Source organism: Stieleria varia (genome assembly GCF_038443385.1).
Lineage (GTDB): Bacteria > Planctomycetota > Planctomycetia > Pirellulales > Pirellulaceae > Stieleria > Stieleria varia.
Genome location: NZ_CP151726.1, coordinates 4,981,350 through 4,996,834, shown reverse-complemented (window position 1 = coordinate 4,996,834; position 15,485 = coordinate 4,981,350). Strand labels below are relative to the sequence as shown.

Here is a 15,485-nt window from a genome sequence, read left to right as displayed (position 1 = left end):
GGTGCCGGCCCACGGCTAGCGCCTGAGGCTCACTTTGATTGCGATGCATGGAACGAAAACATGGACTGAAAAAACAATGTCAACGCCAAATTTTGAGCAGCCCGGGCTACGCCGCGGCGCGGCCGTTGTTTCTCAGACGCAGTTCGTCGCCGCCGATGACGTTGCGGTGTGATTCACCACTCAGCGCGGCTTCGACCCTGCGCCCTACGCTGCGACGCATCGCTTTGTGGTACCCCACCGACGCGGCGAACAAGGTCAACAGATCCACGAGCGGCCCATGCTCGGCCAATGGGTGTGGGTCAATTTCGACGTAGCTGTCACAACCAAAGGAAAACAGTCGTCCGTCGATCTCGCCGATCGCCTCTCCATCGGCTTCGATCTCAAAATCTGCTCCGATGGAAAACCAGTATCGCTTGAGCAACAGGTTCCACATCCGAGCTCCGTCGTGAAAACAGAACGTGAACACCGCAGGAATGCGAAACGTTCGATGGTTCTGTTGGATGTACGTCACCATCTGATTGCGTGGCAGCATCACAGCCAAAGTCAACAGAGTGCGGTTCGAACCGATCGAGTTGTGCACCTCCGCCGTCGTGATCTCCTCGATCGTGCCAAGCCAACGCGTACGCTCCGTCGTGGTCTTGAACAGTTTCAATACCAATCGTCGAGTTTCGATCTCGCCAGACTGCATCTTCATGACTTCGTCAGCAGCCAACTGTTCATCCAGTTGTTGCTTTTGTTTGGCCGACAGTCGTCCGTGACGTTTGATCGAGCGTTTCAGCTCGCTACGGCGTTTGTCTTGGATGGCACCCAGGGCGCTTTCCATCTCCTCGCCGTCCGGTTTCCAAACATCGGTACGAAGCCCGATCAGATGGGTCTGGCTCCAATCCCCGGACTCCTGGTCCATTTCGGAAACCGTCCCCACGCAGTCCATGTGCGTGGTGAAATGATTGGTGTCGGCTGTCTTGAGCTTTTGCAAAAACTCGACATTGCTCGGGTGGATTCCGGGCAACGCCCACATGTCCACGTACCGTCGACAGCCTTGTGGTTCCTTGCTGGCCATCGCACTCAGTAGATGTAGGAGAGTCCCAAGTGAACGCCTTGGACGTAGAACGTGTCGTAACTCATCCGCGCTTGAGGGCGTTGTTGCCCAGTCGGCGGTGACGCAAGGTTGGACGCCAGATTGGGATCGATCGTCCCGGAAACCTGCAGGGCATCGGTCAAAGCGACGATGTGGTAACCGAACGTCACGTCGCACCGCCGGAACCATTGATAGCCGATCGAGAAGTCCAGCTCCGGAACCCAAGCAAATGTGCTGTCGGTACGCGTCCCGGCGTTGGTGCTGCGAACGAGCAGCCCGTTGGGATCGAATGCACTGATGCCGTCGATGCTGGTGGTGGTGCCACCGGACAACTCGGCTCGCCTGCTCAACGACCCAAAGCCGACTTTGGCAAGCCCGCTGAACGACCAGCAGCCCTCGCGGTACCGCGAAGCGATTCCCAGTTGACCGCCGTGGAATTCATTCTCTACGCCAAAGCTGTCGCGAACGGCCAACACGGATCCCAAGGGTGCAAAGTCGTCGCTCAGCGAAGTCGATCGAGTGTCGATCGAAAGCGATTCGTCCAGCCGCATGTATTGGTATCCGTACAACAAGTCCACCGAACCGCCGTAGCCGCAGTACCACATCTGACGAATCGATGCGTCTCCACCATAAACGCTACTGTCCATGTGAACGCTGATATCACCATTGGCCAGCTCGGGGAACACAATCAACTGCGTGTCTTGAGCGGCTGTCTGTCCGTCCGTGACGTTAAAGAACGGACGTGCAAGGACAGAAAACGAATCTTGATTTGCGTTGAAGTCGTACGTTTCTTCGCCCGACGCCCAGCCGCGAAACACCAAGCTGCGACTCTGATACTGATTGAGCCAGGTGCCGAGGGTCAATCGCCCGCCGGGTTGTCCGTCTCTCAAATAAGCGTCATTGCCGACCAAACTGCGTGTCCCGGCAACATTCAGTTCTCCCGCAGTGTCCGAGTCCGTGTCGGGGCCCGTCGTCACCAAGGCCGGCAATCGATCTCCTTTGCGTGCCATGTGCAACAACTCGATCGATCCGAACCAACGGTCAGGACAGAAACTCAGCGTCGCAGGTGCCCAGCCTTGGGAGCAGCGACCGCAGTTGCAGCCGATGGAGTCACAGCCGATCGTATCACATCCCCCTGATGCGTCGCACATCGTGGGCCCGTAATGTTCCGAGGAAACGACCGGAGCTTCTACCCAGCCACCGCTTGCCTGGCCGGAGATCGCATGTCCGGAAACAGCCTGCCCGCCAGAGCACGACTCGCAGGAGCAGCTCTGTACGTGTCCGGGATCTTGCAGTGGTTGATGCTGAGGAGCCAATTGACGCATGTCGATTCGTTGATGGTTGACCGGCTGAACAGACTTGGCATGCTGTGCGTTTGCCTGCCCCGGTTGATGCTCCTGCGAAGCGGTCTGACGGGACCGAACGGGCGCCGGCGGCATTGCCAGATTCACGACACCACTGCTTTGGCCGATCGGTCGAAGTCCACCAGCGGAGTCCTGGTCGACTTCCTGCAAGTCGACGACATGGCGCACAGAGCCGATTTCATTCGAATCGGGACGAACGGGACGTGAGGATGATTGTTGCTCATCCAGCTCTGCCAGTGAAACAGGCTTGGGCAGCCCTTGCCTTTGCGTCGTTTGCTTGACGATGACCGGCGGTTGGTAGGTCCCACGATCCGGTGCTTTGCCACGCACTTGAGCTTGCACGTTGCTGGTCAACGATGCCAGGATCGCCAAAGCGAGGCACAGCGAGATACGACCGAAGCCAACGGTGTACCCCAAGACTCGCGTGCGGCACTGGAAGGAATCGTGCATTTGGATTGAAAACGGTTTGTGGAGCGTGCGTCTGCCAGGCGAGGACATCGTTTTTTTCCAACCAACGGCAAGAAGTGAAATCAAGGTCTGGACATGGATGTGCCCAGGCCCTTTCGTTCATCGACCCTTTCGGTTGTTCGGATTAAATAAACTTGGCAAGCTTTGACGACTACGCGGATTTTGCGGCATCACCTGCGAAACAAAACCCGTGAAACAGGCGATTGGCGGCGTCCCTTTCCCTCCGTGGGTGATTTCAGGACAATGCGACGATGACTCCAAGAACTGACCCACCTGAGAAAACACGAGACATAGTCGAAATCCGGGTGCGTGCCCGGGAAACACTGGATCAGTTGCGGACCGAGCTGATCTCGCAACGTGGCGAAGACGACCACTGGACGGGGCAGCTGTCCGCCTCAGCGCTCAGCACCGCAACGGCCGTCAGCGCCATCGCCGCCGTGATGCGTCATCAGAGCGGTGAGGACTGGATGCGAGAGTTGGTCCGGAGAGGAATGCAGTACCTGTGTGGCGAGCAGAATCAAGACGGTGGTTTTGGTGACACCGATCGCAGCCATTCCAACATCGCCACCAGCTACCTCGTCTTGGCCGCGGATTCGTTGGCCAGGCAAGTCCTGGGCGATTCAGCCGGACTGCATGCGGACCAGCGAGACGACCTGCAACGTTATCTTCGCGACGCGGGCGAGATCGCGGGTCTGAAAGCTCGCTATGGCAAAGACAAAACGTTCGTTGTTCCGATCCTGACCAACATGGCGATCGCCGGACTGGTCGACTGGAAGTTGGTTTCAGCGCTGCCGTTCGAGGCCGCCGTTTTTCCTCAGTCGTGGTACCGGTTCCTCAGGATGCCTGTCGTCAGTTACGCGATTCCCGCCTTGGTGGCGATCGGCCAAGCAAGACATTTCTTGGGGCCACGGAGTTGGTTTCCGATTCGCGCGATGCGATCGGCATCCGTGTCGCGAACGATGGCGGTTCTGGAACGTATGCAACCAGAGAGTGGCGGGTATCTGGAGGCCACGCCGCTAACGTCGTTCGTCCTGATGAGCTTGGCCGCAACAGGTCGCGGCGATCATCCGGTCGCACTGAACGCACTTCGTTTCTTGCAAGACTCCGTTGCCGAGGACGGCAGTTGGCCGATCGACACCAATCTTGCCACCTGGGTGACTTCGTTATCCGTTCACGCACTGGCATGCGACCCGCTGGATGACGGCTCGTGGTTCAGCCAGTCGTTGCTGCGTTGGCATTTGGATTGTCAGCATCGAGTCCGTCATCCGTTCACCGGAGCGAGTCCCGGCGGCTGGGGCTGGACGGATTTATCCGGTGCGGTTCCCGATGGTGACGACACCCCGGGCGCCATCCTTGCGTTGCGTGTGATGAAGCGTTGGAGTGACACGTCGCATCATGCTCAGATCGACTCTGCGATTGCGATGGGCAGCCGATGGTTACTGCAACTACAAAACGGCGACGGCGGCTGGCCGACCTTTTGTCGCGGCTGGGGAAAGCTGCCGTTTGACCGCAGCAGCACCGACTTGACCGCGCACGCCATCCGGGCTTTGTCTGACCAGAACCACCAGTTCGATGGGCCGATCCGGAAAGGGCAACGCTATTTAGATAGGATGCAACAGCCCGACGGGGCTTGGTTGCCACTGTGGTTTGGCAACCAAGACCAGTCCGATGAGATCAACCCCGTGTACGGAACGGCTAAGGTTTTGTTGTCGGGTGCCGCCTCACCGGAAAAACTTCATCTCGGGGTGAAGTTCTTGTTGGAGACACAGAATGGGGACGGTGGTTGGGGAGGTGGCGTCTCGGTCTCCGAAAAACTACGTGTGTTGTTGAAAGAACGGCCAGAGTTTTCTGAGCTGCAGATTCCCGACCATTTGACGAGCAGCGTGGAAGAAACCGCATTGGCGGTGGATGCCCTGTGCAGCGTCGTATTGCACCGTCGAGACGCGTCTGAACACGCTTTTGTTGGTCAAATGGCGGTGGATTGCGATTCCCGAGCGGTCCAGGCGTCGAGGAGCGGTGTTACAAGTCCTGAAGTGGAATCCGCTGCAGTTTTGCAGCAACACCGTCAACTTGGCGGATACGACGAGACCGATTCACTGACTGCGGCTATAATCGGGGGCGTTGAATTCTTGCTCCAAAGTGTGCGTGATGGACGACACCGAATCGCTTGGCCGATCGGGTTTTACTTCGCCAAGCTTTGGTACCATGAGAAATCCTACCCATTGATTTTCACTGTCGCCGCATTGGGCAAATTTTTGCGAGCGACGACAGATGAACATGACCCACAATGGCCGCGGTGAGCGTGCTGAAGCGTCCAGACCGTTGGATGCGACCAGCTCGTTCGGCGTGTGCCTGCCCCCATAAACCCAATCCGAGGTAATCGGTTTGTCGACTGGATTGAGCCCCTCTGTTGCCGATGATGGCGCACCCGATGCCCCCCGTTCGTCCCGACGAAAGACCAGCCATCTGAAAGACGTTCCCGAAACGTTGCAGATGCGAGAAAACTTGCGTCAGCGTTGTGAGCAAGTCGCCGATCGTCTGGATCGTGACGTGCCCATGACGAAAGATGAATTGGAAACGGTCGCACGTGGATTGTTGAGCGAAGCCGATTTGCCGGAAGCCTACTTGGGCTGGACGATGGTGATGATCAGCACTTCGTTCTGGCGTGACGCGTTGAAATCCGTGCCCCCGCATCGCCGACTGTTTCTGTTGCCACATTGTCTGAAACACGCCGAAGGTTGCCCGGCAGACTACGACGAGTTTGGCATGAACTGCAAGACCTGCGGGGCCTGCAGTATCGCTGATTTTCGTGGTTTGGCCGAGGAGATGGGTTACCGCGTCCTGGTGGCCGAAGGGTCGCCGGTGGTGTTGAAGATCATCGTGGGTGGATACGTCGATGCCGTGATCGGTGTCGCTTGTTTGAACGTGTTGGAAAAAGCGATCGACAAAGTCCTATTGGCCGGGATTCCCTGCATGGCAGTCCCCCTGTTGAGCAGCGATTGCCGTAACACCAAAGTCGACGAGTCCTGGGTGGACCAGATGATTCGGACCCCGTACGAACCGGCTCAGCAAGCGACACGCTCGTATGTCCACTTGATGCGTGCCGCGAGCGATCTGTTCCAACCCGACACGATGGACGCTTTGGCGCCGCGTTTGCGTGACCAAACACCGTTGACGGATCAGCCAGCGGACTTGCAACGGATTGCGTCGATGGATGCGATCGCCGCGACCGAGCACATCGGCTATGACTTCCTCGCACGCGGAGGCAAGCATTCCCGACCGTTCATCACATTGGCAGCATACGATGCGATGACAGGCGGCAATTGCACCGGGCCAGAGTTCACGACCGCGGTCGAAGCGATCCCGGACGCCGTGCGACGTGCGGCCATGAGTATCGAAACGTTCCACAAAGCGAGCTTGATCCACGACGACATCGAAGACGATGACGCGTTTCGTTACGGTCAACCGTCCATTCATCGTCAATTCGGCGTCCCCACAGCGATCAACGTCGGCGACTATTTGATCGGCCTGGGCTATCGATTGCTGACTGACAAACGCAACGCGGAAATGATCGAAGCCGATGCACGCATGGATGTGGTGGATTGCTTGGCGGCAGCACACATGCGACTGAGCGAAGGCCAAGGTGCCGAGCTGCTGTGGCGAGACACACGCAATCGACACCTGACTCCGTTGGATGCATTGAAGATCTATGCACTCAAGACGTCGCCGGCTTTCGAAGCCGCTTTGTACAGCGGGATCCGATTGGCGGCCGATGCGGAACCCTACCGCGAGGCGATTCGAAAATTCAGTCGGAACATGGGCGTCGCGTTCCAGATCTTGAACGATTTGGGCGACATCTCCGGCGACGACCACAACAAACTTTCCGCCGGCGGCGATGTCTTCGGCGGACGCCCGACGATCCTGTGGGCGCTCGCCCTGGAGGGTTTGCAGGAGGACGATCAAGCTGAATTGTTGTCGATGGCTGATGACCAATGCGGATTGTCGGATCGTGAACGGTTTGCCGCCGTTGAGCGGCTTTATTGGAAAGCGGGCGTGTTCGATACCGCAATGCGTTTGGTGGACAAGCACCAGCAGCGGGCTGAGCAGGTCGCCGATGAGATCGAACCGGAACCTTTGCGTCGACTGTTTTACTTTTTGATTGATACGGTGCTGGAACGCCCCGAGTTGCCCAGTCCAAAGGTCGTTTCGCTGGGTGTGAACCTGCAAACCAAGTGAGGATGAGGTAGCGATGACGAGCGGGCTTTCACGCGACGATTCTCTGGTCAAGATCGAGGCATTGTTGGACGAGTTTTATGACTCGCAAACTTGCTGGGCAAAGCTGGGCCGGTGCGAATCGGCAACCGATTTACCTCAGCCGTACGATTCCCTGCTGAATCACAACAAGCACATGACGGTGACCGTTGAATCGCACCATGGCGAAACCGTCGATGTGGTGGTTCACCGCTTTCACCGTCACGACAATTGGTACGCGCGTGAGATCACGTTGCAGACGACGGGCTCCAAAAAAACGGTCCAATACGGAATCGTTCGGCTCAATGTCGACGCCTTGGAACCGGAGGTTTGGAAGCGGATTGAAAGTCAGGAGACACCGCTGGGTCGCGTCTTGATCGAGCACAACGTGCTCCGCAAAGTCACCTTGTGTGAGTTGTGGAAAGTCACCGCGGGCGAATCCTTGGCACAGATGCTGCAGGTCCCTCAGGGCAAGGTCGTTTATGGACGCACCGCGTTGATTTACTGTGACGGTGAGCCCGCCATCGAACTGCTGGAAATTGTTTCATGATGATTCGCATGATGGGGCTGCTGATCGCAGCATGTTGCTTGTTCGCAAATCTGCAATTGTGTGTCGCACAAGAATCACTCGACGACACGCCGATCGCGAATTTCTCTCAACTCAGCCGATCCGCCGACGCCGCTTTGCGTAGCGGAGACATCACGGCCGCTCGAGCTGCCGCCGACGGCATGGCCGAACTGGCTGACAAAAACTCGGAGATCTATCGCATTGCGGCAGATGTGTACTTGCGCGCCGGCGACGCTAAGTCATCCTTGAAATACTTTGATGAGTACCTCAAGTCGCACGCCAGCGAATTGCCTTACCTGTGGCAGCGCGGCATCGCGTTGTACTTCGTCGGCGATTTTGCCGAAGGTGCCAAACAGTTCGAAGAACACCGCCACGTGAACCCCAACGACGTCGAAAACGCGGCATGGCATTTTCTGTGCGTTGCCAAAGCAGAGTCCTTTCAAGCAAGCCAAAAACAATTGCTCCCCGCGCCCGGTGATCGCCGTGTGCCGATGGACGAAGTGCTGGAGATGCTGAAAACCGGTGACACGGATTTGGTGGTCAAACGGATGGAGTCGATCGACAAGGATTCGCCAATGAAAGCATCAGCGGATTTCTATGGCGAGTTCTACCTGGGTCTGTACGCAGACGCAAAAGGCAAACGAGACGAAGCACAACGGAGGCTGGAGCGTTGTGCAAAGAATGCCCCGCGGAACTACATGGGCGACGTCGCACGCGTGTACGCAAAGCATTTGTCTCAAGCCAAATGACCCACGTAGCAGCGTCTCTCCGAGACGCTGGGATCAAACCTCGTCAGGCTTGCAGACCGCTTCGATGATCGTAAAAAACGACAGCGGATTGGGCTTGTAACATTTCTCCAAACGCAGCGGCAACTCACGCACGACTTCGCGTTTCAAGTCCGTCCGCCAGCCGAGTAAACGGGTCAGGTTGCCGGCAGAGTCCACCACGCGCGCGATCAAGGGATTCTCGCTGCGAAAATGATTGACGATCAACACGCGGCCACCGGGGCGACAGACGCGGACGATTTCGCTCATCATTGCTTCAGGGTTCGATACCACGCTGATCGTGTGAAACGACGTCACAAAATCAAAGCTGTTGTCTTCGAAATCCAGCGACTCGGCGTTCATCTCCTGGACGGCGATGTGATCCCAACTGTTCTTTTCGATCAACGCTTGGGCTTCCGCCAACATGGCTTCGGAAAGATCGATCCCGGTCAGTTGGATATTGCTGGGATAGCTGCTCAGCGAGAGTCCCGTTCCCACGCCGACTTCCAAGACACGGCACCCATCGGGGAAATCCGTTCGGGCGAGCGCTGCACGCATGTTCTTGCCAGCGACCGCCGGCCAAAACGCTTGGTAGGCGGGAACCAAGTTGTGATATAGCTTTGCAGCGTGGGGGACGCGGAATCGTTTCGGCGTCGGAGTCTCAACGGTACGACTCATGAACTGAGCTTTCCTGATCGGCAACTTCTGTGTTGGGTGTGTTTGGCCCTTAGAGCCCGCAGATCGCGGACTTGTCCGATGGCAAATCTCTCCAGGAGACAATCTGCGCAGCGAGCCTACAGAGAAACATCGCAGATTTCATCGCCGAGTCAAACCCATGTCCAGGGGGCAACAATTGCTGCAACGCCTTTTGCAGTAACGGTTTGCTGGCCAGGAGTCGACAGCAAACGCTGCCATTTCAATCCATTTATTACCTGGCGTTTACAAACGACAGTCTGTCGGCGAACGCTAAGCGGACACCAAACCACCCGGTTGAACAATGAAGGCGATCTGAGTCAGTCTTTTTGACACTTCTCGCTGATCGCCACCACTGGTTCCCAGGCTCCTGCCTGGGAACCCAATGATTAGCAGGCTCCTGCCTGCCGATCTGCTGACAATTTCCAGACTACTGCATCGTCCAGTCTTAGAACGTGGGTTCGTTAGATGAGCCGTTTTGGCGTTAGCCACGGTTTTCGTGACACAACCGTGGCTAACGCCAAAACGGCTAACCCCAAAATCAAGACCGGATGATGCACTACGCAGATTTTCGCGAGGCAGAGCCTCCATGGCAGTGCGTTCCCAGGCGTGAGCCTGAGAACGAGCGTTCTGCGGGGTGGCGATCAGCGAGAAATGTCGTCTTTTTCGCCTTTTTTCGACGGTACAGATGGCTTCGACGAGTCCTTGCCACCGTTGCTAGAAACGTGAGGCGTATGGACTGGCTTTGAATACGGTGAGATAACTTTGCCGTTGGGAGCCAACGCAAAAGTTTCTTTCAAACCGTGGACAGTTTCGATCGTAAACAGATTGGCGTGAATCATTTGGGCGACTCGCAGTGGGGTACCGTCCAGGACGGTGCCATGGGAAAGTTTGGTCGGTGAAAGCCACGTCCGCCTTGTCCACAAAATCAGCGTCTTGTGGCTACGGCAATATTCGCCCGTAGTTGTCGGGCTCCGGGCTCGAAAATCCCATCAAAACGTCATGTGTTGTAAACCCTCATCGATCAGGACATTTGTGCCGATCATGCATGCCCCAACTGGCGGGTCATGACGATCTTGTCCTTACAACATTATACGCATTCGATGTGAAACAAAGCACCGCAAAAAGCCGCTTAACGATGTTGTGATCCACTTTGGATACACAGTAAGGTCGGCAGCGCTCCGCTCGTTCTTGATCCTCCCCCATCATGAAAATCGATTTTGTTATCACGGAGCTCTTTGCCGGTGGCGCGGAGCGTTGTCTGGCCGAGTTGGCGAGCGGAATGCACGAGCAAGGTGACCAAGTCCGGGTGTTTTCTATCGGCTCGCTGCCGACGGGAAAGAAAGCGGGGTTGGTGGACAAGATTTTGGAAAGCGGGATCGAAATCACGTCGGCGGATGCGAACAACGTCTTGGCGTTTTGGAAAGCTCGTCGTCGTCTGATTGATTGGCTCAGCGTTTCGACACCGGATGTCTGCCAGTCGTTTCTCTTCCACGCAAACTGCTTGACCGCGATGGCATTGCGAGCGATCGGCAAAACCAAGAATGCCGGTTTACCCGACGATACCGAATCCGTAGTTCCCCTGTCGCCGATGCCCTGTTTCGTCGGTGGGCTTCGCGTAGCCGAGCGAAACCGCATGAGGTGCTTTCTGGAGCGGCGAGCCGTATCCAGGATGGATTCACTGGTTTGCGTCAGCGGAGCGGTTGCCCGTTTCGCTCAATCGCATCTTGGTTGCTCACTGGAGCGCACACGCGTGATCCCCAACGGCGTCGATGTTCCACGATTCAGTGTTGCAACGCCCGCCAGTTGGCCCTCCGTCATGTCCTGGGACGCGGACAGCGATGTCGTGCTTTTCGTCGGGCGATTTCATCCGCAAAAGGGGATTGAGTTGCTGCAGTCGCAAATCGATACCATCGCACCCATCGGCAGTCGGCGCAAGTTGCTGCTGATTGGCGATGGACCCTTGCGCAGCGGCCTGCAACGATGGGCGGACCTTGTTGGACCTGAAAGGTGCCAACTATTGCCTTGGCAAAGCGATATTGGAGCTTTCCTGCGAGCGGCTCGCTTGTTGGTCTTGCCCAGCCACTACGAAGGCATGCCGAACGTGATCTTGGAAGCCATGGCGGCTGGCCGCCCAGTCGTGTGCAGTCTGGTGGAGGGCAGTGACGAACTTTTGTCGCATGCGAAGGAGCACCAAAGTTTTCCTGCGGGCGACTCCAATGAGATGATGCGGCGGATCGATGCGCTGCTTGACAATCCGGAATTGGCTGAGCGCCTCGGCGAAGCAAACCAGGCTCGCGTGAGAGCGGATTTCTCCATCCCCTCGATGATCGAGTCTTACCGTTCGCACTACAAGAGCCTGATGCCCAGGTGTCAGCCTTTGCAAGGCTCCCTATAATCCTGGCTCAAACAGAATTTCGGGCCAGAACCCATTCCGATCCAGATTCGCACAACGCATTCGAAAATAAACGCAGTTCGACTATAGGAGTCACCCAGAGCGTGAGCAACGAAATCGAAAAGACGATCATCATTGGTAGCGGCCCCGCCGGCTGGTCAGCAGCCATTTACGCCGCTCGCGCCAATTTGAATCCGCTGCTCTATGAGGGCACCGTCAGACCGGAAATGGTTCCGTTGGGCCAGTTGGCATTTACCACCGAAGTCGAAAATTACGCAGGCTTTCCGGCAGGTAACGTTCGTGCGTTCATCGAGTCGGCGGTTGACAAGGATCGACACTGGAATCTGCCTCCCGCTCCGACCGGGCACGAAAAAGACGGCCAGCCGCATTATGCCGTTCAAGGCACCGAGTTGATGGAGTTGATGAAACAGCAGGCGCTCAACTTCGGCACCCGAGTCGTCGGTGACGACATCGTGAGTGTGGATTTCAGCGGCGACACCCGCAAACTGACCACAGGCAGCGGCGACACAGTCGAGGCACACACCGTGATCATCGCGACCGGCGCACGTGCAAACTACTTGGGACTGCCAAGCGAAGAAGAATACAAGAACAAAGGCGTTAGCGCCTGTGCGGTCTGCGATGGTGCGCTGCCGATCTATCGCAGCAAGCCGCTGGCCGTCGTCGGCGGCGGTGACTCTGCGGTGGAGGAAGCCGTCTATCTTGCGAATCTGAAGGACGCGGCAACGATCTACATGCTGATCCGCCGCGACGAAATGCGCGCTTCCAAAGTCATGCAGGATCGCGCGTTGAACCATTCCAAGATCGAAGTTCTCTGGAATACCGTGGTCGAGGAGGTCCAGGGAGACGGCAAATTGGTCAATAACCTGCGCGTGAAGAGCACGTTGGACGACAGCATTCGCGACTTGACGGTGGGCGGCATGTTCGTCGCCATTGGGCACACGCCCAACACTGCGTTCCTGGACGGTGCCGTCGAAATGAACTCGGAAGGCTACATTCAATGGAAAAAAGCGTTCCGGACAAACACCAGCGCCGCAGGCGTCTTCGCAGCCGGTGACGTGGCTGACGACTACTATCGACAAGCCATCACGTCAGCAGGAACAGGCTGCATGGCAGCACTGGACGCGGAACGTTACCTCGCTGAACTTGAGTGAGTGTAGGATCAATTTCTCGAAAGCTGCAACGCAGATTCAGAATGAGCACGAGGACTCGGGTATCAACACGTCTGCCGTGCTCACTCAATGGTGAGAAAGAAGGGCATGATGCCGAATCCAATGCCGAACAATACGCCCAGGATGTTCGCCGCGAGCACCTGCGGCGCCTTTAATGGACCGACTTGGTAGAACTTTCGTGATTCGTCCTGGTGGGCGTACGCCCAAAAACAAATGGATGCAATGAGATACATCATCATCTGAAAGAATCGTCCGAGCACGAAGCCTTCTGTCATGATCGACCATGTGATGTCCAAGACTCGATAGCTCGTCATGAACGCGTAACCGAAGATCAGGACCTGCCAGGTGAACCAGGACGGAACGAAGCAGGAAATGGCGACGCCAGTATGCAGAATGAACCAAAATACGACGGTAGCAACGATAAATGCAATCGTCGCGTCAGCCATGCCTCCGAGTAAGATGGCCGGATCAATTTGCAGCATGGCAGCAACGCCAACAACCAACGCGATGATGCCACCCATCAGCAAAGCGCCGAGGATATTGAGGACTCCGAGGAAGGTCAATGTTCCAGGGCGTTGTCCAGGCTTCAGGGCTTTCTTCGCATTGGTATCTTCGCCAGCGTATTGCTTCAGCATTGCACTGGGAGCGGCTGCCACAGCTTTTTGAGGGACTCCCGGTCGTGCCACGGCGGCGATTCCGCTCATATCGGTATCGGTCAACTCGGAAAACAAATCGTCGTCCAACCCAAAACCTCCACCGATGGGGGCGGTCGGCTGTTGCGGTCGAGCGACGCGGGCGGGTGCGGCTCCCATCGGTTGAGCGGCTGGTGCCGAAGCCGCTACCGCAGGTGACCCACCGGGAGCCCTTAGTTGCTTGCCACAAGGACACTGCACGACCCTTCCCGCCGCCGTGTCGGGGATGTTGAGAACCTTGGAACAGCCGGGGCACTTGATCTGCATGTGTGGTAAGTGTCGTCGATAACGAGAGTCGAATGGAAAGACCTGCATGGTACTAAATGTCTGGCCAAATCGGGCGAAGACAACATGATGATCTGTTTGTTTTTTCCTGCTGGCATACCGTTTTGGAGGGCTAGCTGGCAAATTCCTGACATCGTCGGGCAACCAACAACTAATTTGATCTGGTCCCCGCCCACCCGGCGTCGCCTACCCACAGGGCAGTCGGGGTCGATTAAGCTACTGCTTGCGTGACGCACGCTCGTCGTTCCAGCATGTTGCTCCCTCCCCATTTCTCCACACTCCCCCCGCCAATTGAAATGACAAAACCTACTCCGAAACAATCGCACAACCCTCGACGTCGACAGTTCCTCAAAGCATCCGCGGTAGCGGCTGCAGCCGGTTCGGTCTCCGGCGGATTCTGGACGGAGCTTGCCCCCGCGCAGTCGACGTCAGCCAACAGCCTGCTGAAAATCATTTGCGTCGGCACCGCTAACCGCGCGTCGGCGAACATCGATGGCGTCAAAGAAGAAAACATTGTCGCGTTGTGCGATGTGGACCAGTTGTATTTGGATCGCGCGAAAAGCAGTTTCCCAGACGCCCGAACGTACCGCGACTATCGCGAGATGATCGCCCAGGAATCTGACAAAGCCGATGCGATCGTGGTTGCGACGGCGGATCACAACCACGCTCCTGCGGCCATGCGAGGCATCAAGGCGGGATTGCACTGTTATTGTGAAAAACCACTGACGCATACGGTGACGGAAGCTCGAAAGATCGCCGAGGCCGCGAAGGAGATGGGCGTGGTCACGCAAATGGGCACACAGATCCACGCCGGAAATAACTATCGACGCGTGGTCGAAATCATCCAGTCGGGCGCGATCGGCGATGTCGGTGAAGTTCACGTGTGGGTCGGCAAAGGTTGGGGCGGCGGTGATCGCCCCGAAGGCGGTGAAGAACCACCAGCGACACTCGACTGGAACCTTTGGCTTGGCCCGGCACCCGAGCGTCCCTACGTTGCCGGTCGTTATCATCCGGCCAACTGGCGACGCTGGTGGGACTTCGGCCAAGGAACGCTGGGCGACATGGGCTGCCACTACATGGACTTGCCCTTCTGGGCATTGAAACTGCGACACCCGACAAGCTGTGTTGCAGAAGGTCCTGCTGTCCATCCGGAAACCTGCCCGCTGGGTTTGCAAGTCACTTACCAGTTCCCCAAACGTGAGAACATGGTGCCGGTCAAGCTGACTTGGTACGACGGCAATCGCATCCCGAAAGAAGTCGCCGGAGAAAAGGTTCCCGGCAGTGGAGTCATGTTTGTCGGAACCGACGGACATATGTTCGCGGACTACAGCAACTATCGCATGTTCCCCCGAGACAAATTCAAGGGCTGGGAGCCGCCACCGGAAACCATCGCCAACTCCATTGGCCACCACCGCGAGTGGATCGAAGCTTGCAAGAACGGCGGAACGACCACGTGCAACTTCGATTACTCCGGCGCGCTGACAGAATCCGTTCTGTTGGGCAACGTCGCCTATCGAGCTGGCAAGGCATTGGAGTGGGACGCGGCAAATTTGAAAGCCACCAATTGCCCAGAAGCCGACCAGTACATCTCGAAAGAGTACAGAGCCGGCTGGGAAGTGTAGTAACGAAAGTACGTCAGCCTTTCCAGGCCAGAGCTCTTAACATCTAAGTAGCCATCCTGGTCGGGACGTGCGGAAAATAAGTGTCGCGAAACCCACGTAGCAATCATCGCTTCGC

The 15,485-nt window shown here is 56.9% G+C and carries 11 protein-coding genes; 7 read left to right on the top strand and 4 right to left on the bottom strand.

What is annotated here, in order from left to right; translation table 11 throughout:
- Positions 1–106: 106 nt before the first annotated feature.
- Positions 107–1,060 carry a hypothetical protein gene (locus tag Pla52nx_RS16795; RefSeq protein WP_146519097.1) on the bottom strand — a complete coding sequence of 318 codons (954 nt, stop codon included), beginning with the start codon at positions 1,058–1,060 and terminating at the stop codon, positions 107–109.
- A 5-nt stretch (positions 1,061–1,065) separates the two neighbouring features.
- Positions 1,066–2,892, bottom strand: coding sequence for a BBP7 family outer membrane beta-barrel protein (locus Pla52nx_RS16790; protein WP_197454389.1), 1,827 nt, complete (start codon positions 2,890–2,892; stop codon positions 1,066–1,068).
- Between the two features lie 269 nt (positions 2,893–3,161).
- Between Pla52nx_RS16790 and Pla52nx_RS16785 the strand changes: the two genes are divergently transcribed.
- The 4 genes from Pla52nx_RS16785 to Pla52nx_RS16770 all read left to right on the top strand — a co-directional run bounded on the left by Pla52nx_RS16785 (position 3,162) and on the right by Pla52nx_RS16770 (position 8,478).
- Positions 3,162–5,210 (top strand): prenyltransferase/squalene oxidase repeat-containing protein, encoded by a 2,049-nt coding sequence (locus Pla52nx_RS16785; protein ID WP_146519095.1) that lies wholly within the window; start codon positions 3,162–3,164, stop codon positions 5,208–5,210.
- A gap of 85 nt (positions 5,211–5,295) precedes the next feature.
- A complete protein-coding gene (locus tag Pla52nx_RS16780) occupies positions 5,296–7,146 on the top strand; it encodes a polyprenyl synthetase family protein (RefSeq protein WP_390620373.1) in 1,851 nt (616 codons plus the stop codon).
- A 13-nt stretch (positions 7,147–7,159) separates the two neighbouring features.
- A complete protein-coding gene (locus Pla52nx_RS16775) occupies positions 7,160–7,711 on the top strand; it encodes a hypothetical protein (RefSeq protein WP_146519094.1) in 552 nt (183 codons plus the stop codon).
- On the top strand, positions 7,708–8,478 hold the full coding sequence (locus Pla52nx_RS16770; RefSeq protein WP_146519093.1) for a tetratricopeptide repeat protein: 771 nt from the start codon (positions 7,708–7,710) through the stop codon (positions 8,476–8,478). The genes Pla52nx_RS16775 and Pla52nx_RS16770 overlap by 4 nt, the downstream gene beginning before the upstream one ends.
- 33 nt (positions 8,479–8,511) lie before the next feature.
- On the opposite strand, the gene Pla52nx_RS16765 is transcribed toward Pla52nx_RS16770, so the two are convergent.
- A complete protein-coding gene (locus Pla52nx_RS16765) occupies positions 8,512–9,171 on the bottom strand; it encodes a class I SAM-dependent methyltransferase (protein WP_146519092.1) in 660 nt (219 codons plus the stop codon).
- A 1,222-nt stretch (positions 9,172–10,393) separates the two neighbouring features.
- Between Pla52nx_RS16765 and Pla52nx_RS16760 the strand changes: the two genes are divergently transcribed.
- Positions 10,394–11,584 (top strand): glycosyltransferase, encoded by a 1,191-nt coding sequence (locus tag Pla52nx_RS16760; protein ID WP_146519091.1) that lies wholly within the window; start codon positions 10,394–10,396, stop codon positions 11,582–11,584.
- A gap of 101 nt (positions 11,585–11,685) precedes the next feature.
- Positions 11,686–12,753 (top strand): NAD(P)/FAD-dependent oxidoreductase, encoded by a 1,068-nt coding sequence (locus Pla52nx_RS16755; RefSeq protein ID WP_197454388.1) that lies wholly within the window; start codon positions 11,686–11,688, stop codon positions 12,751–12,753.
- Between the two features lie 80 nt (positions 12,754–12,833).
- On the opposite strand, the gene Pla52nx_RS16750 is transcribed toward Pla52nx_RS16755, so the two are convergent.
- The gene (locus Pla52nx_RS16750) at positions 12,834–13,778 is read right to left on the bottom strand and encodes a hypothetical protein (RefSeq protein WP_197454387.1); all 945 of its coding nucleotides are present in this window, start codon (positions 13,776–13,778) and stop codon (positions 12,834–12,836) included.
- 266 nt (positions 13,779–14,044) lie between these two features.
- Here Pla52nx_RS16750 and Pla52nx_RS16745 point away from each other — a divergent pair, with 266 nt between their 5' ends.
- Entirely contained in the window at positions 14,045–15,370 is a 1,326-nt protein-coding gene (locus Pla52nx_RS16745) for a Gfo/Idh/MocA family protein (RefSeq protein WP_146519089.1), read from the top strand.
- The last annotated feature ends 115 nt before the right edge of the window (positions 15,371–15,485 follow it).

Coding starts and splice junctions, on each gene's coding strand:
- Pla52nx_RS16775 (WP_146519094.1), top strand. CDS start 7,160: ATGACGAGCGGGCTTTCACGCGACGATTCTCTGGTCAAGATCGAGGCA.
- Pla52nx_RS16745 (WP_146519089.1), top strand. CDS start 14,045: ATGACAAAACCTACTCCGAAACAATCGCACAACCCTCGACGTCGACAG.
- Pla52nx_RS16760 (WP_146519091.1), top strand. CDS start 10,394: ATGAAAATCGATTTTGTTATCACGGAGCTCTTTGCCGGTGGCGCGGAG.
- Pla52nx_RS16770 (WP_146519093.1), top strand. CDS start 7,708: ATGATGATTCGCATGATGGGGCTGCTGATCGCAGCATGTTGCTTGTTC.
- Pla52nx_RS16765 (WP_146519092.1), bottom strand. CDS start 9,171: ATGAGTCGTACCGTTGAGACTCCGACGCCGAAACGATTCCGCGTCCCC.
- Pla52nx_RS16790 (WP_197454389.1), bottom strand. CDS start 2,892: ATGCACGATTCCTTCCAGTGCCGCACGCGAGTCTTGGGGTACACCGTT.
- Pla52nx_RS16785 (WP_146519095.1), top strand. CDS start 3,162: ATGACTCCAAGAACTGACCCACCTGAGAAAACACGAGACATAGTCGAA.
- Pla52nx_RS16750 (WP_197454387.1), bottom strand. CDS start 13,778: ATGCAGGTCTTTCCATTCGACTCTCGTTATCGACGACACTTACCACAC.
- Pla52nx_RS16795 (WP_146519097.1), bottom strand. CDS start 1,060: ATGGCCAGCAAGGAACCACAAGGCTGTCGACGGTACGTGGACATGTGG.